Source organism: Prescottella sp. R16, from assembly GCF_030656875.1.
Lineage (GTDB): Bacteria > Actinomycetota > Actinomycetes > Mycobacteriales > Mycobacteriaceae > Prescottella.
Genome location: NZ_CP130943.1, coordinates 1,238,461 through 1,257,037, shown reverse-complemented (window position 1 = coordinate 1,257,037; position 18,577 = coordinate 1,238,461). Strand labels below are relative to the sequence as shown.

Below are 18,577 nucleotides of genomic sequence, written 5' to 3'. Positions count from 1 at the left end.
GGTGCTGTCATGGCGCGGGTGAGCGAGTCCAGCCCGTACGTCGAGTTCGACCGCAAGCAGTGGCGCAAGCTGCGCAAGTCGACGCCGTTGGTGCTCACCGAACAGGAACTCGTCGGGTTGCGCGGTCTCGGTGAGCAGATCGACCTCGACGAGGTCGCCGAGGTGTATCTGCCGCTGGCCCGTCTGATCCATCTGCAGGTCGCGGCCCGTCAGCGTCTGTTCGCGGCGACTGCGACGTTCCTCGGGGACAAGCATCCGGATCGGCAGGTGCCGTTCGTGATCGGTGTGGCCGGCAGTGTCGCGGTCGGCAAGTCGACGACGGCCCGTGTCCTGCAGGCGCTGCTGGCCCGGTGGGAGCACCATCCGCGCGTCGATCTCGTCACCACCGACGGGTTCCTGTACCCCACCGCGGAGCTGACCCGTCGCGGCATCATGCACCGCAAGGGTTTCCCGGAGAGCTACGACCGGCGCAAGCTGCTGCGGTTCGTCACCGAGGTCAAGTCGGGCGCCGAAGAGGTTACTGCCCCCGTGTATTCGCACGTCTCGTACGACGTGGTCCCGGGCCAGCACCATCTGATCCGGCAGCCCGACATCCTCATCATCGAGGGTCTCAACGTGCTGCAGACCGGGCCGCGGCTGATGGTGTCGGACCTGTTCGATTTCTCGATCTACGTCGACGCCCGCATCGAGGACATCGAACGCTGGTACATCAAACGTTTTCTGGCGCTGCGGAAGACGTCGTTCGCAGATCCGAACGCGCACTTCCACCACTATGCGGCCCTGTCCGACGAGCATGCGACGCTCGCGGCGGAGGACATCTGGAACTCCATCAACCGGCCGAACCTGGTGGAGAACATTCTGCCGACCCGGCCGCGGGCGACGCTGGTGCTGCGCAAGGATGCCGACCACACCATCAACCGGCTGCGACTGCGCAAGCTCTGACGTCCGTCACGGGGTGAGTGCCGGGAACCAGATGTCGGTCAGCACCTGGGCCACCGTGTCGGCGGGCAGGTCGATGGTGCCCTGCACCGCCCACCGGGTGAAGAACCGTTCGAGCTGGCTGACCAGCAGTTCGATCCGCAGCCGGGCCTCGTCGCGCCGATCCTCGCCCCAGCGGTCGAGGTAGCGGGGCATCGCGGCGGCCAGGTCGTCGATCGCACGTCGCGCCACCTGTTTGAACTCCGGTTCGAGTGCGACGGCCTCGTCCCAGGCCGGCAGGATCGCCTGGTTCTCCTCGAACCAGGCGAGGGCCCGGCGCACCCAGTCGGCGAACTCGGTCTTCGACCCGGCCGCGAGCACGTCGTCGAGTTGCCCGTAGATCACTTTCGGACGCTGCCGCATCGTCTCGGCACTGATCTTCTCGAGCACGTCCGTCTTGCCGCCGAAGTGCAGGTAGAACGTGGCCCGGCTGCATCCGACGTCCGCAACGATGTCGTCGATCGTCACGGCCGCGTACCCGCGGTCGACGAACAGTTTCTTCGCCGATTCCAGGAGGTTGCGGCGTGTCTGCTGCTTCTGCCGGTCACGTTGCGTCGTCATACTGGTTTTCCCAACTCACTGGACACTGCGTCAGCGAATGCTAGCCTGCGATTCTGGTCACAGTCGAGGTTGGGAGACGCTCGTGAACACACGCCCCCCGGTCTGCATCATCGGTGCCGGATGCTCCGGATTCACCACCGCGAAACGGTTGAAGGACTTCGGGATTCGTTTCGACTGCTTCGAGTCGTCGGACGACGTCGGCGGAAACTGGTACTACAAGAATCCGAACGGGCATTCGTCCTGCTACGAGTCGCTGCACATCGACACGTCCACGACGCGCCTACAGTTCGAGGATTTCCCGGCCGGTGACGACTGGCCGCACTTCCCGCACCACACGCTCATCCACCGGTACTTCCGGGACTACGTCGAGCATTTCGGGTTGCGGGACGCGATCACGTTCGGCACGTCCGTGGACAGGGCCGAGCGCGGTCCGGACGGCCGCTGGCTCGTCACCCTCGACACCGGCGAGACCCGGAACTACGACGCGCTGGTCGTCGCCAACGGCCATCACTGGAGTCCGCGTCTGCCCGATTTCCCCGGGCACTTCGACGGCGTCATCCTGCACAGTCACGAGTATCTGAGCCCGTTCGAGCCGATCGACATGCGCGGCAAGAAGATCGTGGTGGTCGGCATGGGCAATTCGGCGCTCGACATCGCGTCCGAGTTGTCGCACCGGTCCATCGCCGAGCACGTGTGGGTCTCGGCGCGGCGCGGCGTGTGGGTGCTGAGCAAGTACCGCAACGGCAAGCCGGCCGACAAGATGATGCGTCCGGTGTGGATGCCGAAGAAGCTCGGGCTGAGCCTGTCCCGCAAGGCGATCAAGAAGTCGATCGGCAACATGGAGGACTACGGACTGCCCGAGCCGGATCACGAACCACTGTCGGCGCACCCGTCGGTGAGCATCGATTTCCTCGCGAAGTCGGCGTCCGGCGACCTGACGTGCGTGCCGGGGATCGCCCGTCTCGACGGGGACGCGATCGTGTGCACCGACGGGCAGCGCATCGAGGCGGACGTCATCGTCTACGCCACCGGCTACGAGATGAAGTTTCCGTTCTTCGAGGACCCGGCCCTGCAACCGAACTCGGATCATCAACTGCCGCTGTTCAAACGGATGATCAAGCCCGGTGTCGACAACCTGTACTACATGGGGCTCGCGCAGGCGTCACCGACGATCGTGAACCTCGCGGAGCAGCAGAGCAAGCTCGTGGCCCGCCACCTGACCGGCGCCTACACACTGCCGACGGTGCCCGAGATGAACGACGTCATCGCCACCGACGAACGCCTGCACCTGGGCCAGTACTACAGCGCGCCGCGGCACACGATCCAGGTGGACTTCGCCCGGTACGTGCGGGACCTGAAGAAGGAGATCGACGCCGGAGAGAAACGGTCCGGCGAGCAGTCTCCCGCGCCGCGTCGCATCACCGCGCCCCGGGCGGCGGCCCGGTGACCGCCGTCCACGGCATCTGCGACGAGCGTTTCGCCGGTGTCCGGAACCTGTTCGAACGCAGGCTCGCCGACGGCAGCGACGTGGGCGCGTCGCTGTGTGTGATCGAGAACGGCGACGTCACCGTCGACCTGTGGGGTGGGGTCGCCGATGCCGCGTCCGGACGCCCGTGGACGCGGGACACGGTCGTCAACACGTTCTCGCTGACGAAGACCGTGGCAGCACTCGCGGCGCTGGCGCTGATCGACCGCAGCCTGCTCGACCCGGACGCACCGGTCGCCGACTACTGGCCCGAATTCGGTTCGGCCGGTAAAGGTTCCGTTCTGGTCCGGCACGTTCTCGGTCACACGTCCGGGGTGTCCGGGTGGGAGCGTCCGGTGACCCTGGCCGACCTGTACGACACTCGTACCGCCGCCGCGTGGCTGGCCGAGCAGCAGCCGTGGTGGACACCGGGCGACGGATCCGGCTACCAGGCGATGAGCCACGGCCATCTGATCGGCGAACTGGTGCAGCGGATCACCGGCGACAGCCTCGGCGCGTTCGTCGACCGCGAGTTCTCCGGCCCGGCGGGGGCCGACTTCTGGATCGGCACACCGGAATCCGTACACGACCGGGTGGCCACACTGGTCCCACCGCCACCGTCGGGCGTCGACTACTCGAAACTGCCCGCGGACAGCGTGTTCGTGCGCACGATGACCAATCCGCGGATCTCCCCGTCCGTCACGACCGACCCCGGGTATCTGGCCGCCGAACTGGGTGCCGCGAACGGTCAGGGCAACGCCCGCTCGGTGGCGCGGTTGCAGTCGATCGTGTCGAACAACGGCATGCTCGACGGACGCCGCTACCTGTCCCCCGACACGATCGACCGCATCTTCGACGTGCAGGCCGACGGCCGCGACCGGGTCCTGGGGGCGCACGTGCGGTTCGGGCTCGGCTATGCCCTCCCCAGCCCGGCGGCGCCGTCGGTGCCCGACGGTCGCGTCTGCTGGTGGACGGGTTTCGGTGGCTCCGTCGTCGTCAACGATCTGGATCGTGGGGTCACCGTCGCCTATGTCATGAACAAGATGGACGCACAACTGGTGGGCGCCCCGAACGCGAGCGCCTACCTCGACGCGGTGTTCGCCGCGTTCGACGGCACCGCCGAGGAGGCGGTGTGACGGTTCAGGCCCCGAAGCGGCGGTGTCGGGCCGCGTAGTCGCGCAGGGCCCGCAGGAAGTCGACGCGGCGGAACTCCGGCCAGTACGCCTCGGTGAACCAGATCTCCGAGTACGCGCTCTGCCACAACAGGAACCCGGACAGCCGCTGCTCCCCCGACGTGCGGATGACGAGGTCGGGGTCGGGCTGACCGGACGTGTACAGGTGCCCGTCGATGCCTTCGACGGTGACGGCCTCCACGAGATCGTCACCGTCGAGGCCCTCGCGCAGCAGATCGCGCAGCAGATCCTGCACGGCGTCGGCGATCTCCTGGCGGCCGCCGTAACCGACGGCGACGTTGACGTGGGTGCCGGTGCGACCACAGGTGCTCTCGGCCGCGTCCCGCAGCCGGCGGGCCTGTTCGGGGGGCAGCAGGTCGAGGGTGCCGACGATCTTGACGCTCCAGTTCTTGCCGGGGCCGGAGATCTCCTCGACGACCTCGGTGATGATCTCGAGCAGCGTGTCGAGTTCCTCGGGTTCGCGGCGCAGGTTCTCGGTGGAGAGCAGGTAGATGGTGGCCATCTCGATTCCTGCCGCATCGCACCAGTGCAGCAGTTCCGCGATCTTGCGGGCACCCATGCGGTGCCCGTGGCTGACGTCGGTGAACCCGTTCTCCCGGGCCCAGCGCCGGTTGCCGTCGCACATCACCGCCACGTGCCGCGGATGCCGTAAACCGTCGAGGCTGCGCAGGAGCCGTCGCTCGTAGATGCTGTACAGCAGACCGCGCACCTTCACCTGGACATCACCACGGGGACCAAGAATACGCCGCGGCTATGAGACGCGGACCACGGACGTCCCCTGTTCCACCGATTTCGCAGATCTGCCGCGGACCGGCCGAATGGTTGCTATGTTCTCCTCCGTCACAGGAGCCTGATCCTGCGATTGTTCGACGAAGCTTGTCCGACACCAGCTTTCACGGCTCGGGCCGTCACCACATCCACCAAGGAGACTGTCATGGGATCGCTCACCGGTTCGCTCGACGAACTGTTCCCGAACCTGGGCTCGCTAGCCGCGTTCGAGGGGCTCCTCACCGCGATCACCGGCTCCGTCGAGGACATCTTCGGCAGCTGAGCCCGTCCGCCCCCTTTCCCCCGGTGGACCGGGCACTTCCGGTCGCCCTCACCCCTGGAGGTACCCCATGGACTTCGGTTCCGTCACCGATGCCATCGCCATCCCGGTCGGCAGCGCCGACACGGTCGTCACGGGCTTCGTCAACTCGATCACCCAGGTGGTCGTCGGCGTGAGCGCCCTGGCGCAGGATCTTCTCGGCAACTTCGGCTCCTGATCGAACACAGTTCGAAGACGGTCCGTGCGGCACTGCTGCACGGACCGTTCGCGTCTACCGGCCGATACCTTCGCGGAGTTCCGCGACATCCGTGACCGGACGGTCGCACACGCTGCCCCGGCACACGTAGGCTGCCGGAACGCCGTCCACCTGGGCCCGTCCGGCGAGCAGCGGAATCGAATCGGGCTGTCCGGCAACGACGATTGCACCTCCCGGGGCGAACCGGCGGGCTTCCCGGGCCAGCTCCGACGGAGCCTCCTGCGCGACGGCGACCTGCAGGGGGCCGCGCACCGACGCCTCGGCCACCGCAAGCCAGTGGCCGGCCGAGCGGGGCGCCCGCTGCAGGACGACCGACGCGCACGCCAGCGAGTCCGCTGCCGCCGCCGCATACGTCGCGGCGCGGTCCGCATCCACCAGCGTGGACGCGGTGAGCAGGGCCTCGGTGATGCTCGACGCCCCCGACGGGGTCGCACCGTCGAGCGGGTCGCGGGGACGGGTCACGAGGGTTTCGGCGTCGTCGGCGGTGTCGAACCAGCCCCCGGGCCGGTCCGGGTCGGAGAAGTGTTCGATCGCGGTGTCCAGCAATCGGATTGCCGCATCCAGCCAGTCGACGTCCCCGGTCACCTGATGCAGGGTCAGCAGCCCCGTCGCCGACGCGGCGTAGTCCTCGAGGATCCCGGCGGGCTCCCCGGCCACACCGTCCAGGGATGCCCGGCGCAGGCGTCCATCGACGAGGTGCGTCGACAACAGGACCCGCGCGCAGTCGACGGCCGCGGCCACCCATTCCGGCCGGTCGAGTCCGACGCCGGCCTCCGCGAGCGCGGTGATCGCCAGCCCGTTCCACGCGGTGACGGCCTTGTCGTCCCGCGCCGGCTGCGGACGCCGCTGCCGGGCCGCGAACAGGCGTGCGCGGACGGCGTCGAACCGCTCGCGGTCGGACGGGTCGGCGAGCAACTGCAGCACCGAGCTGCCGTGCTCGAACGTGCCGTCCGCCGTCACCGTGAACGTCTCGGCAGCCCACACGGCGTCGTCGTCGCCGAGGACGTCGCGCAACTGCTGCGGCGTCCACACGTAGGTGAGTCCTTCCACCCCGTCGGTGTCGGCGTCGAGGGCCGACGCGAACGCGCCCGCGCCGGTGCGCAGGTCCCGCAGCAGGAACTCCGCGATCCCGTCGGTCACCCGGTGCGCGAGCTGCGATCCTGTGCGCCGCGCGAGGTGCCCGTAGAAGCGCAGCAGCAGCGCGTTGTCGTAGAGCATCTTCTCGAAGTGTGGCACCACCCAGCCTGCGTCGACGGTGTAGCGGGCGAATCCGCCGCCGAGCTGGTCGTGGATGCCGCCACGGGCCATCGCGTCGGCCGCCCGTTCGACGGTCCGCAGAGCCGGCTCGGCACCGGTTCGCTCGTATGCGCGCAGCAGACCCTCGAGCAGCATCGACGGCGGGAACTTGGGGGCGCCGCCGAATCCGCCGTGCGCGCGGTCCTCGTCCTGCAGGACGGCCGCAACGACCCCGGACAGCAGCGGCGCGTCGACGGCCGGCCCACCGGCCGGCAACGCTCCGGCCGCGCGGCGCAGTTCGGTCACCACCGACGCGGCCGTGTCGTCGACGTCGCCGCGCCGGGTCCGCCACGTGTCGGTGATCGCGTGCAGCAGTTGCGTGAACGACGGCATCCCGCCCCGCGGCTGCGGCGGATAGTAGGTGCCGCAGTAGAACGGCGACCCGTCCGGGGTGAGGAAACACGTCATGGGCCAGCCGCCCTGACCGGTCATCGCGACCGTCGCATTCATGTAGACGGCGTCGAGGTCGGGGCGTTCCTCACGGTCGACCTTGATACACACGAAATGCTCGTTCATGACGGCCGCCGTGGCGTCGTCGTCGAACGATTCGTGTGCCATGACGTGGCACCAGTGACAGGCCGCGTACCCGATGCTCAACAGCACGGGGACGTCGCGCCGACGAGCCTCGGCGAACGCCTCGGGCCCCCACTCGCGCCAATCCACCGGATTGCCGGCATGTTGACGCAGGTACGGGCTGCTGGAAGTGGCGAGTCGGTTCACGATGTCCATCATCCCCAGCCCGGGCCGCCGGCAACACCGTGGAGCGTGCCCCTACTTGTTCGACGCCCCGCGGTCGGTGCCCTCGTCGGCCTTCTGATCGGCTTCCGGGTGTTCCGGCTGGAACGTGTCGGGCAGCTTCTTGAGCTGCCGGTTCATGGAGCGGACCAGCAGGATCGTGCCGGCCAGCAGCACCACGATCAGTACCAGGCCGAACGGGGACGCCTTACCGAATTCGGGGCCCTGCGGGCTGCTCGGGGTGCTGGTGCCCTGGGCCAGGAGCTCCCACGCCAACATCGTCATCACTGCTTCTCGTCCTCCGAAATGCCCGCGAAGAGATCGTTCTCCGGGAGTGCGGTCTGTACGCGGGTCTTGGCCAGCTCGAACTCTTCGGTCGGCCAGATCTTCTGCTGAATGTCGAGCGGCACCGCGAAGAACGAACCGTTCGGGTCGATCTGAGTGGCGTGCGCGCGCAGGGCGTCGTCGCGTTGCGGGAAGTAGTCACCGCACTGGATCTGCGTCGTCACCCGCGCCATCAGGTCGCCCTGTTCGGTCTTCCACTTCGAGAGCCATTCGGCCATCGGGAACACTTCGCCGCGGCGCTCGTACTCGTCCTTGAACTGGACGAGGCGCTTACGGATGAATCCGTGCGAGTAGTAGACCTTCTGCACCTCCCACGGCTCGCCCGCGTCGGGGAACCGCTCCGGGTCGCCGGCCGCCTCGTAGGCCGCCATCGACACCTCGTGGCACTTGATGTGGTCGGGGTGCGGGTAGCCGCCGTTCTCGTCGTACGTGATCATCACGTGCGGACGGAACTCTCGGACCACCTTCACCAGCGCCTCGGTCGGCACCTCGAGCGGTTCGAGCGCGAAGCAGCCCTCCGGCAGCGGCGGCAGCGGATCGCCCTCGGGGAGTCCCGAGTCCACGAACCCCAGCCACGTCTGCTGCACCCCGAGGATGCGGGCCGCCTCGGCCATCTCCTCACGGCGGACGTCCTGCATACGGTCCCGGATGCCCGGCACGTCCATCGCAGGGTTCAGGATGTCGCCGCGTTCACCACCGGTGAGCGTCACGACGAGCACCTCGTTGCCCTCCGCGGCGTAACGAGCCATCGTTCCGGCGCCCTTGCTCGACTCGTCGTCGGGATGGGCATGAACGGCCATGAGTCGGAATCCGCTCACGTGTGTCTTCACCTCAGCTTCGCGTGTCACTGTCGTGGAGTGTCACCTGCAGTGTCGTCTGCACTGGGTGACCGCACCACTACCAGTGTGCCGTCACCCGTCCCCTATAGTTCCACCTGACACATACGACAGTCTGTCGTACCCCCGCTCGAGAGCGAAGTTGATGACCAGCACACCACCCGCCGACCGCTACGGCTCCACGACCCGGACCCCGCGGCCGAAGCGCTGGATCGCCTGGATACTGACCGGTCTCGTCGTCGTTGCCGGCGCCGGAATCGCCTACATCGGCTACACGAAGTTCGCGGTCAAGGACGTGGAAGGCAAACAGATCTCCTTCGACATCGTCGGAGACCGGACGATGAACATCCAGTTCACCGTCACCCGCCAAGATCCCGAACAGGCCGCCGTGTGCATCGTCCGCACCCGTTCGAAGGACGGCTCCGAGACGGGCCGCCGCGAGGTGTACATCGCGCCGTCGCCGTCGCAGACGGTGGAGATCACCGCCCCCGTCAAGGCGTCCCAACCTCCCGCGATGGGCGATCTGTACGGCTGCAGCTCCCAGGTCCCGGAATACCTGCGCGCGGGCTGACAACCCGACCTGCCGGTCCGCGATCCACCCGGCGCAGACCGTTCTCCGTGCTAAAATTGGCCGATACACGGTTCCCTCGGAACCGTGTATTGCTGCATTGACGGCAGGACGGTCTGCTCACCCTGTGAAGGCGAAACCCCGGTGGTTGCGCGTCGCACGGCTCGAGCCGGCCTGCCCGTCGATCGCTGCTGTTCGCAGCGATCTGCCGAGGGAGTCCACCCGGACTTCGACTACAAGGGAGTGATCGACAATGACCGAGACCCAGGTGACCTGGCTTACTCAGGAGTCTCACGACAGGCTCAAGGCTGAGCTCGACCAGCTCATCGCCAACCGTCCGGTCATTGCCGCCGAGATCAACGAGCGCCGCGAGGAGGGCGACCTCAAGGAGAACGGCGGCTACCACGCCGCCCGCGAGGAGCAGGGCCAGCAGGAGGCGCGCATCCGCCAGCTGCAGGACCTCCTCAACAGCGCCAAGGTCGGCGAAGCCCCCACCCAGTCCGGTGTCGCACTGCCCGGCTCGGTAGTGAAGGTCTACTACGAGGGCGACGAAACCGACACCGAAACGTTCCTCATCGCCACCCGCGAGGAAGGCGCCCGGGGCGGCGAGCTCGAGGTGTACTCCCCGAACTCCCCGCTCGGTGGCGCACTCCTCGAGGCGAAGGTCGGCGAAACCCGCGAATACGTTCTGCCCAACGGCAACCACATGAAGGTCACCCTGGTCAGCGCGGAGCCCTACCGCGGCTGATCGCGCACGCCGCGAGAGCACGAACCCCGGCCCGAGCCTCCCCACTCGGACCGGGGTTCGTGCGTCCCCCTGTGCGGCATTCCGAAGTTCCGGTCCTCCCCTACCGGTCCTTCTCGGCCTCACATCTGGTTCGACGCGGCGAGCTCCCGATCGGTTCCATCGGTTTCTCGAAAATTTTTCACGGCCCCGCGGTGCGGAAAGGACCCGGTCACCGTGCGAGACGATCCAGGAGCGGCCCGTACTCGGCGACAGCCGCGCGTGCCGCCTGCAGCACCTCCGGATCCACCTGTACTCGATCGTCCACCGCCACCTCACCCCAGCATGTCGATGACGTTTTCGGGGAGGAGGTCGTCTGCCGACAGCGTCGCGAGGATTTCGTCGCGGCGGCCGGGATCTACGGGTTCGGCGCCGCCGAGGATGCGGGTCCGGTCGCCGGTGGGGACGACACGTGCACACAGCAGGTCGCCGATCTCCCAGTCGCCGTCGTGCCCGACGTCGGCGGTGTCGCCGCTGCGCAGGTCCCGCAGGGTCGCGGCCGTGCCGTCGACGGCGGTCACCTCGTGCAGGGACCGGCGGGCCTGCAGCCACCGTCCGGCGAGCTCGAGTTCGTCGGCGGGCAGCAGGGCGCCACGGCGGGCGACGAACAACCGGAACAGGCCGCCCTCGAACAGTGCGGTATCGATGACGATCGGCGCGTCGTAGGCATCCGAGAGCGCAGCCTCGTCGTCCCGGGTCCCGGCGAGTCGTTCCGCGAGCGCGAGGACCTGATCGAACAGCACCGTCGACTGCGCGTACAGCGCAGCCTTCTCGTACAGCCAGTCGGCGCGCTCGTCGAGGGTGCTGTCGGACTTGCCGAGATGGCACACCTTGTACTTGCGGCCCGACCCGCACCAGCACTTGTCGTTGCGGCCCAGCTCCGGATGCTCGGCGGGCGCGAACCGGGTGAGCACGTCGTACAACCGTTCACTGCTGCCGCCGTCGATACGGCCGAGCAGCTCCAGACCGCGTTGCGCGTCACCACGATCCGACGCGATGTGCGCCAACTCGAACAGCGCCGGCATCCACGCGTCGTCCATCGCGGCCGCCTCCGAGAACTGCTTCTCCGCCTCGAGAACGTCACCGAGCGTGTCCGCCGCCATCCCGGCCAGCCAGTGCCCGGACGCCCGCGCCCGACGTGGCCCCCGGTCGGCGACCGCGAGCGCCGCCGTGTACAGCGCCGGCGTGTAGTCGCCCTCCACCGCATTGATCACATCGAGCGCTGCCGCGGCCGCCGCCGGATCCTCCAGCCCGGAAAGTGAATTCGCGATCGCCACGACACGCTCCCGCGCCGCGGCCAGACCGAGCTCACCCTCTTCCACTGCGGCGACGAACTGCACGAACGTCACCACCGCGTCCGTCTCGTCACGGTGCAGGTCGTGTTCCCGCGCCACCATCGCGATGTGCCGGCCCAGATGGTGTGCGTCGAAATCGAATCCGCGGGCCGCGACATAGTCACCCTCGCGGTCGTAGCCGGCGGCCTCGATCAACTCACCGAGCGGCGCCGTCGGCGTCGCACACAGTTCCGGATCGTCCGAGAGCAACTGCCACGCAATGGTTTCCAAATTGTCGGCGTTGTCCGCGCCGACGATGCGATCCAGCGCCGCCGCCAGATCCACCACAGCGAGGTCGCCGTCCGCCCGCGACAACTCCAGGACGCCGCCGTCGCCCACCGTCACCGCGATCAGATCACCGGCCGAAAAGCCTTCCAGCGCTTCGCTACCGAACAACAGACCGGACCCGTCGGGGAAGTCCTCGTCCGCGAGCCCGAGATCCTCGAGATCGTCGGCGTCGTAATCGGAGAACAGGGCCTCCACCGGACCGTCGTCGTCGGCCATCACCAGCAGGACCAGCGGCGCCAGATCCGGCTCCGCGTAGAGCAGCCCCGACGAGACCTCCACCTCGGTGAGCCGATGCGTGAACACCCGCCCGGCCAGCAGCGTGTCCAGTGCGGCATTCCGGCCGTCCGCGAGGAACGCCACCAGCGGATGGTCCAGCAACTCGACGAACTCGGTCATCTCCGGAACGCTGCCCAAACCGGCGTCGACGAGTCGCTCTGCCCAGTCCTCGGCGGTCAGCGGACCGGACGCCTGCAGTTCGGCGATCGCGGCGGCGGTCAGGTCTCGGGCTTCGAGCGTCTCGTTCACGATGCCGATCCTAAGCGAGGATGCGCCGCGCCTTCATGTCCGAGAACACCGGGCCGACCTTGACGACGTCCCCGGTCTGCGGTGCGTGCACCATCAGCCCGTTGCCCATGTAGATGCCGACGTGCCCCGGCCCGGCCGCCTGCCAGTTGCCGAACACCAGATCGCCGGGCTGTGCTGCCGCCATGGGGATCTCGGTGCCGACATGCCACTGTGTCTCCGACGTGCGCGGCAGCACCGTCTGGCCGCCGGTGGCCGCGAAGATCGCCGCCGACGTCAGGCCCGAGCAGTCGAAGCCACCCATGGTGGGGCCGTTGATGTTGCCACCGCCCCACACGTACGGCAGGCCGAGGAACCGCATCGCCAGTTGGACGGCCGCACCGCCGATCCCCGTCGTGGGGATCGGGATGTCGATCCCGGCCGACGGGATCGGAGCACCGGGCTCGACGTTCTCGAACGCCACGAGCATCTGCTCGAACTGTCCCTCGCTCGCCCGGATCTTCTCCACGTACGGCCCCGTCTGCTCGGCCGCGTCGTCGATACCGGACGGCACCCCACCGGCCTTGCGGACCGCCCGGGTGCCGGCATTGAACGCGGCGAGTGCGAGATCGAGGGTGTCGCCCTGCACGACCCCCTCCTGCTTCCACGTCTCCATCTGGGCGTAGTTGTCGCACAGCATGTGTCCGGCCGCCATCACCGAATCGGCGACCCCGAGGATGTCGGCGTTGCCGTCGCCGTCGGCGTCCTTGCCGTACTTGGCCCACTCACTGGGCATGAACTTGGCCGGGCCGCGGCCACCGGACAGCGACACCGGTGCCGTCGGCCCGTACCGGAAGTCGTTCTCCACCGAGAACAGGGCCGCGAGCGTGGGTGCGGTGACACCGCCGCAGATGTCACCGGCCTTGCGCAGCCACGGTGCGAACACCGCGACCGAACCGACCTGCCCGCCGGGCACCCCGGCCGGCAGGATCGCCGGCAGCGACGGCAACTGGACCTGGCCGACGATCGGCAGATCGATCGTGGGTGCGTAGGCCGGCGGCGCCGACAGCACGGTCGGGGCGGGGACGACCGGCGTCTGTGCCGGTTCGGCAGGCTGCGCTTCGGCAGGGGCCGGCGCATCCGCGGGCGCCGCTTCCGCATCCGGCGCGGCCGGTGCCTCGAGCACCGGAAGGGCCTTCACCAGATCCGTGGCCGCCCGGTCCCGCATCTCCGGCGGCAACAGCGCCACGAGGCTGCTCACCGGCTCGATCAGCTGCGGTGGAGTGGGCTCGGCGGACGGTACCTGCGGAGCCTCGGGAGCCTGCTCGGGTGCCGCATACGCGACCGAAGGAAAGACGACACCTACTACTGCAGTGGCAGCCACGACGACGGCTGCACGCTCCCATGACATACACGCTCCTGGGGGTCGATCTTGTTCCGAGAACTCACGGTAACGGGCAATCCGACAGGCGCGGGCGGTATTCAGGAAACACTCAGTGTTTCGCGCACTTGTCGTCGGCAAATGTTCACCTGGGACGACGACAAGTGCGCGAAACGCGGGAACACAGGATCAGCCGAGAGCCTGCTCGACGTCCGCGAGCAGGTCGGCCGCGTCCTCGATGCCCACCGACAGGCGCACCAGGTCCTCCGGCACCTCGAGCGCCGAGCCGGCAGTCGACGCGTGCGTCATGGCACCCGGATGCTCGATGAGCGACTCGACACCGCCGAGGGATTCGGCGAGCGTGAAGACCTCGGTGCGGGCGCAGAAGTCCAGCGCAGCCTGCCGGCCACCCTTCAACCGCACCGACACCATGCCGCCGAACCTGCGCATCTGCTTGTCCGCCACCGCGTGACCCGGATGCGACTCGAGACCCGGGTAGATCACCTGCGCGACCGCAGCATGCCCGTCGAGCAGTTCGACGATCTTCTCGGCGTTGTCGCAGTGCCGTTCCATGCGCAGCGCCAGCGTCTTGATGCCGCGCATCGTCAGGAACGCGTCGAACGGGCCGGGCACCGCGCCCGCACCGTTCTGCAGGAACGCGAACTTCGTGTCGAGTTCCTCGTCGTTCGTGACCAGGGCGCCGCCGACGACGTCGGAGTGCCCGCCGATGTACTTGGTGGTCGAGTGCAGCACGATGTCCGCGCCGAGGGTCAGCGGCTGCTGCAGGTACGGCGACGCGAACGTGTTGTCCACGATCAGCTTTGCCCCACCGGTGTGCGCGACGTCCGCCAGGGCGGCAATGTCACCGATGTTGAGCAGCGGGTTCGTCGGCGTCTCCACCCACACCAGCTTGGTGTTCGGGCGAATTGCGGCGCGGACGGCGTCGACGTCGGCGACCGCGGCCGGCGTGTACTCGATGCCCCACTGCGTGAACACCTTGTCGATGAGCCGGAACGTGCCGCCGTACGCGTCGTTCGGGATCACCAGGTGGTCGCCGGGCCGCAGCATCGACCGCAACGCGCAGTCGGTGGCCGCCATGCCCGACCCGAACGCCCGCCCGAACGTGCCCGACTCGATCGCCGCGAGATTGGCCTCGAGAGGACGTCGCGTCGGGTTGCCGGTGCGCGCGTACTCGAATCCGCCCCGCATACCGCCGACGCCGTCCTGCGCGAACGTCGAACTCGCGTAGATCGGGACGTTGACCGCACCGGTCTGCGGATCGGGCTCGTAACCGGCGTGGATTGCCTTGGTGGAGAATCCCTGCTCACTCATGGCGACAGCCTAGCGACCGGCCCGCCGCCCGGTCGGTTCAGCGGGTGAGCGCGGTACCGATCGCGATCAGGGTGTCGACCACCTGTTGGCGCCCCGGCCCCGCCCCACCGCCCGCGATGAGCGCCACCTGAATCTCGGGCAGTACCAGCGCCAGGTTTCCGTCCCCGAGCGGTTCGGAGAGGTATCCGCCCAGCCGGGTCGCGGCCGGCGAGTCGACGAGCTGATCCGGTCGTGTCGCCTTCAGATAGTCGCGGGTCCGGTTCAACTGGTCGGTGGTCTGATGCGACTGCGTCAGCGACACCGAGACGGTCCCGGCCCCGGTACCGCCGTTCTTCTCGAAGAAACACATCGTCATGACGTCCGACCCCGGCAGCAGCGGACTCCGGTCCAGCCGGTAGTCCCGCAGCACACCCGCGACGGCCGGTTCGATGTCCGCGCACGTCGGCGCCGACACCGGCACCGTCCCGGCCGTGGCGTCCGGCATGCGCGACGGCGCACCGGCCGACGAGGACGCCGCAGGCTCCTGCGCCCGCGGCGTCCCCGTCACCGTGCTCGCGCACGCCGATCCCGTGATCACCACTGCCGCAAGACATGCGGCAGCCCCGGTCCCTCTCCCCCACTGCATGGGCGAGAGTGTACTGACCCGTGGGTAAGGTGCGGGATCAGGCTCCGGCGCTGAGGAATCCGAGCAGGTCGTGCCGGGTGATCACACCGACCGGCTTGCCGTCGTCGACGACCATGAGCGCATCGGTGTCGCCGAGCGCCTTGGTGGCCGCCGACACCGGCTCCTGCGCACCGATCAGCGGGAACGGCTTGCTCATGTGCTTCTCGACCGGATCCGCCAGGGCGGCACGGCCCTCGAAGACGGCACTGAGCAGGTCACGTTCGGACACACTGCCCGCGACCTCACCGGCCATGACGGGCGGCTCCGCGCCGACGACCGGCATCTGCGAGACGCCGTACTCGCGCAGGATCTCGATCGCGTCGCGCAGCGTCTCACCCGGATGCGTGTGCACGAGGTCCGGCAGCTCCCCGGACTTGCCGCGCAGCACGTCCCCGACGGAATGCTCGACGGCGTCACCGGTGAGCGGGCTGCGCAGGAAACCGTACGACGCCATCCAGTCGTCGTTGAAGATCTTCGACAGGTAGCCGCGGCCACCGTCGGGCAACAGCACCACGACGACCGCGTCGGGATCACATTCGGCCACCTTCAGCGCGGCGACGACGGCCATGCCGCACGAACCGCCGACCAGCAGGCCCTCCTCGCGGGCGAGGCGCCGCGTCATCTCGAACGAGTCGGCGTCGGAGACGGCGATGATCTCGTCGGGCACAGCCGGGTCGTAGGCGGTGGGCCAGAAGTCCTCACCGACGCCCTCGACGAGATACGGCCGGCCGGTGCCGCCCGAGTACACCGAGCCCTCGGGGTCGGCGCCGATGACCTTGACCTTGCCGCCCGAGATCTCCTTGAGGTAGCGGCCGGTGCCGGTGATGGTGCCGCCCGTGCCGACGCCCGCGACGAAATGCGTCACCTTGCCGTCGGTGTCCCGCCAGATCTCCGGGCCCGTCGTCTCGTAGTGGCTGTCGGGGCCGTTCTGGTTGGCGTACTGGTTCGGCTTCCACGCACCCGGAATCTCCTGCACCAGACGGTCGGAGACGTTGTAGTAGCTGTCCGGATGTTCGGGGGCGACCGCGGTGGGACACACCACCACCTCCGCGCCGTACGCACGCAGTACGTTGCGCTTGTCCTCGCTGACCTTGTCGGGGCAGACGAACACACACTTGTAGCCGCGTTGCTGCGCCACCAGGGCCAGCCCGACACCGGTGTTCCCGGACGTGGGCTCGACGATGGTGCCGCCCGGCTTCAGCTCACCCGACGCCTCCGCGGCGTCGATCATCTTGACCGCGATGCGGTCCTTGGAACTACCGCCCGGATTGAGGTACTCGACCTTGGCCGCCACCAGCCCGGATCCCTCACCGACCACGGAGGACAGCTTGACGAGGGGGGTGTTGCCGATGAGGTCGACGACGTGATCTGCAATACGCATGGCCCCATGCTTCCAGATCTGATTCGGACACGACCACCGGAGCAGTGCAACTCGTCGCCGCACCGGAACGCTCTCTCACTCAGCGAGACCGGCACCCACCGCAGCCCCTGCCGGAATCCACACCGACGGCAACCCGATCCTCCCTGGTCACGCCTGTTTCTCGGCGCCCGGACGGGATCGCGGCACGGCTTCCCGCGCGCGACGGCAGGGAGCCGCATGGAGATCACGCCGCGGCAACGTAAGTTCATGGGCGAAAAGACCAACCCGATAAGGAGTTTCCATGCCCGAGGCAGTTATCGTCTCAGCCGCCCGTTCGCCCATCGGCCGCGCTCACAAGGGTTCGCTGGCGAGCATCCGTCCGGACGATCTGGCCGCCCAGATGGTCGCCGCCGCGCTGGCGAAGGTTCCCGAGCTCGACCCCACCGAGGTCGACGACCTGATCATGGGCTGCGGCCAGCCCGCCGGTCAGTCCGGCTTCAACATCGCCAAGGTCGTCGCCACCACCCTCGGCTACGACTTCATGCCCGGCGTCACCGTCAACCGCTACTGCTCGTCGTCGCTGCAGAGCACCCGCATGGCGATGCACGCGATCCGCGCCGGTGAGGGCGACGTCTACATCTCCGCAGGCGTCGAGTCCGTCTCCAGCTTCAAGACCGGCAACGCCGACGGCTGGCCCGACACCAAGAACCCCCGCTACGACGAGGCACAGGCCCGCAGCGCGAAGCTCGCCGAGGGCGGCATCCCGTGGACCGACCCGCGCGAGGAGGGCCTGCTGCCCGACATCTATCTCGGCATGGGCCACACCGCCGAGAACGTCGCGTCGCTGACCGGTATCTCCCGCGAGGACCAGGACCTCTGGGGCGTCCGTTCGCAGAACCGTGCCGAGGCCGCCATCAACGCCGGCTTCTTCGAGCGCGAGATCTCCCCGGTCACGCTGGCCGACGGCACCGTCGTCACCACCGACGACGGCCCGCGCGCCGGCACCACCTACGAGAAGGTCAGCCAGCTCAAGGCGATCTTCCGCCCCGACGGCACCGTCACCGCCGGCAACGCCTGCCCGCTCAACGACGGTGCCGCCGCGCTCGTCATCATGAGCGACACCAAGGCGAAGGCTCTCGGCCTGACCCCGCTCGCGCGCGTCGTCGCGACCGCTGCGACCGGCCTGTCCCCCGAGATCATGGGCCTCGGCCCGATCGAGGCCGTCAAGAAGGCCCTCGGCTACGCGAAGATGTCCACCTCGGACATCGACCTGTACGAGATCAACGAGGCGTTCGCGGTGCAGGTGCTGGGCTCGGCCCGCGCACTGGAGCTCGACGAGGACAAGATCAACATCTCCGGTGGCGCCATCGCTCTCGGCCACCCGTTCGGCATGACCGGCGCCCGCATCACCGCGACGCTGATCAACAACCTGCAGACGCAGGACAAGCAGTTCGGTGTCGAGACCATGTGTGTCGGCGGCGGCCAGGGCATGGCGATGGTCATCGAGCGCCTGAGCTAGTCGATTCCGCTGCAACGGGCGGTTACTGCGACATCGGCCGAGTGCCGAACGCAGTAACCGCCCGTTGTGGCTTCCGGGAAGCCTTTCCGGGAAACGACGAAGGGCGGTCGTCGCAGCTGCGACGACCGCCCTT

The 18,577-nt window shown here is 68.3% G+C and carries 17 protein-coding genes; 7 read left to right on the top strand and 10 right to left on the bottom strand.

The genetic code is table 11. The features are described from left to right. Positions 1-9: 9 nt before the first annotated feature. A complete protein-coding gene (gene coaA, locus Q5696_RS05950; RefSeq protein ID WP_305094280.1) occupies positions 10-942 on the top strand; it encodes a type I pantothenate kinase in 933 nt (310 codons plus the stop codon). 6 nt (positions 943-948) lie between these two features. On the opposite strand, the gene Q5696_RS05945 is transcribed toward coaA, so the two are convergent. After that, entirely contained in the window at positions 949-1,539 is a 591-nt protein-coding gene (locus Q5696_RS05945) for a TetR/AcrR family transcriptional regulator (protein ID WP_305094279.1), read from the bottom strand. 37 nt (positions 1,540-1,576) lie between these two features. Here Q5696_RS05945 and Q5696_RS05940 point away from each other — a divergent pair, with 37 nt between their 5' ends. Beyond that, positions 1,577-2,986 (top strand): flavin-containing monooxygenase, encoded by a 1,410-nt coding sequence (locus Q5696_RS05940; RefSeq protein WP_370654870.1) that lies wholly within the window; start codon positions 1,577-1,579, stop codon positions 2,984-2,986. Next, entirely contained in the window at positions 2,983-4,140 is a 1,158-nt protein-coding gene (locus tag Q5696_RS05935) for a serine hydrolase domain-containing protein (protein WP_305094277.1), read from the top strand. Before Q5696_RS05940 ends, Q5696_RS05935 begins: the two co-directional genes overlap by 4 nt. A 4-nt stretch (positions 4,141-4,144) precedes the next feature. Here Q5696_RS05935 and Q5696_RS05930 read toward each other — a convergent pair whose 3' ends face one another. Then, positions 4,145-4,912, bottom strand: coding sequence for an isoprenyl transferase (locus Q5696_RS05930; RefSeq protein WP_305094276.1), 768 nt, complete (start codon positions 4,910-4,912; stop codon positions 4,145-4,147). 403 nt (positions 4,913-5,315) lie between these two features. Between Q5696_RS05930 and Q5696_RS05925 the strand changes: the two genes are divergently transcribed. Then, entirely contained in the window at positions 5,316-5,462 is a 147-nt protein-coding gene (locus Q5696_RS05925; protein WP_305094275.1) for a hypothetical protein, read from the top strand. A 54-nt stretch (positions 5,463-5,516) separates the two neighbouring features. Here the strand turns inward: Q5696_RS05925 and Q5696_RS05920 are convergent, their stop codons facing one another. From Q5696_RS05920 to mca, 3 genes are read right to left on the bottom strand one after another with little or no spacing between them, the layout of a single operon-like run. Then, entirely contained in the window at positions 5,517-7,526 is a 2,010-nt protein-coding gene (locus Q5696_RS05920) for a thioredoxin domain-containing protein (protein WP_305094274.1), read from the bottom strand. A gap of 42 nt (positions 7,527-7,568) precedes the next feature. Then, positions 7,569-7,811, bottom strand: a complete 243-nt coding sequence (locus tag Q5696_RS05915) for a hypothetical protein (RefSeq protein ID WP_305095151.1) — start codon at positions 7,809-7,811, stop codon at positions 7,569-7,571. 5 nt (positions 7,812-7,816) lie between these two features. Next, the gene (mca, locus tag Q5696_RS05910; RefSeq protein ID WP_305094273.1) at positions 7,817-8,695 is read right to left on the bottom strand and encodes a mycothiol conjugate amidase Mca; all 879 of its coding nucleotides are present in this window, start codon (positions 8,693-8,695) and stop codon (positions 7,817-7,819) included. Between the two features lie 163 nt (positions 8,696-8,858). Between mca and Q5696_RS05905 the strand changes: the two genes are divergently transcribed. Both Q5696_RS05905 and greA read left to right on the top strand, forming a co-directional pair. Then, complete coding sequence (locus Q5696_RS05905) at positions 8,859-9,284, top strand: DUF4307 domain-containing protein (RefSeq protein ID WP_305094272.1); 426 nt, start codon at positions 8,859-8,861, stop codon at positions 9,282-9,284. Positions 9,285-9,534: 250 nt separating this feature from the next. Continuing rightward, positions 9,535-10,029: a transcription elongation factor GreA gene (gene greA / locus Q5696_RS05900; protein WP_305094271.1), complete on the top strand. Its 495-nt coding sequence runs from the start codon at positions 9,535-9,537 to the stop codon at positions 10,027-10,029. A 311-nt stretch (positions 10,030-10,340) separates the two neighbouring features. On the opposite strand, the gene Q5696_RS05895 is transcribed toward greA, so the two are convergent. From Q5696_RS05895 to Q5696_RS05875, 5 genes are all read right to left on the bottom strand, one after another. Next, positions 10,341-12,212 carry an SEC-C metal-binding domain-containing protein gene (locus Q5696_RS05895; protein WP_305094270.1) on the bottom strand — a complete coding sequence of 624 codons (1,872 nt, stop codon included), beginning with the start codon at positions 12,210-12,212 and terminating at the stop codon, positions 10,341-10,343. Positions 12,213-12,222: 10 nt separating this feature from the next. Then, positions 12,223-13,599 carry a C40 family peptidase gene (locus tag Q5696_RS05890; protein WP_305094269.1) on the bottom strand — a complete coding sequence of 459 codons (1,377 nt, stop codon included), beginning with the start codon at positions 13,597-13,599 and terminating at the stop codon, positions 12,223-12,225. 159 nt (positions 13,600-13,758) lie between these two features. Continuing rightward, positions 13,759-14,901 (bottom strand): cystathionine gamma-synthase, encoded by a 1,143-nt coding sequence (locus Q5696_RS05885; protein ID WP_305094268.1) that lies wholly within the window; start codon positions 14,899-14,901, stop codon positions 13,759-13,761. A 37-nt stretch (positions 14,902-14,938) separates the two neighbouring features. Next, positions 14,939-15,526, bottom strand: coding sequence for a hypothetical protein (locus Q5696_RS05880; RefSeq protein WP_305094267.1), 588 nt, complete (start codon positions 15,524-15,526; stop codon positions 14,939-14,941). 37 nt (positions 15,527-15,563) lie between these two features. Continuing rightward, on the bottom strand, positions 15,564-16,946 hold the full coding sequence (locus tag Q5696_RS05875; RefSeq protein ID WP_305094266.1) for a cystathionine beta-synthase: 1,383 nt from the start codon (positions 16,944-16,946) through the stop codon (positions 15,564-15,566). Positions 16,947-17,226: 280 nt separating this feature from the next. On the opposite strand from Q5696_RS05875, the gene Q5696_RS05870 reads away from it, so the two are divergent. Next, entirely contained in the window at positions 17,227-18,444 is a 1,218-nt protein-coding gene (locus Q5696_RS05870; protein ID WP_305094265.1) for an acetyl-CoA C-acetyltransferase, read from the top strand. Positions 18,445-18,577 lie beyond the last annotated feature (133 nt).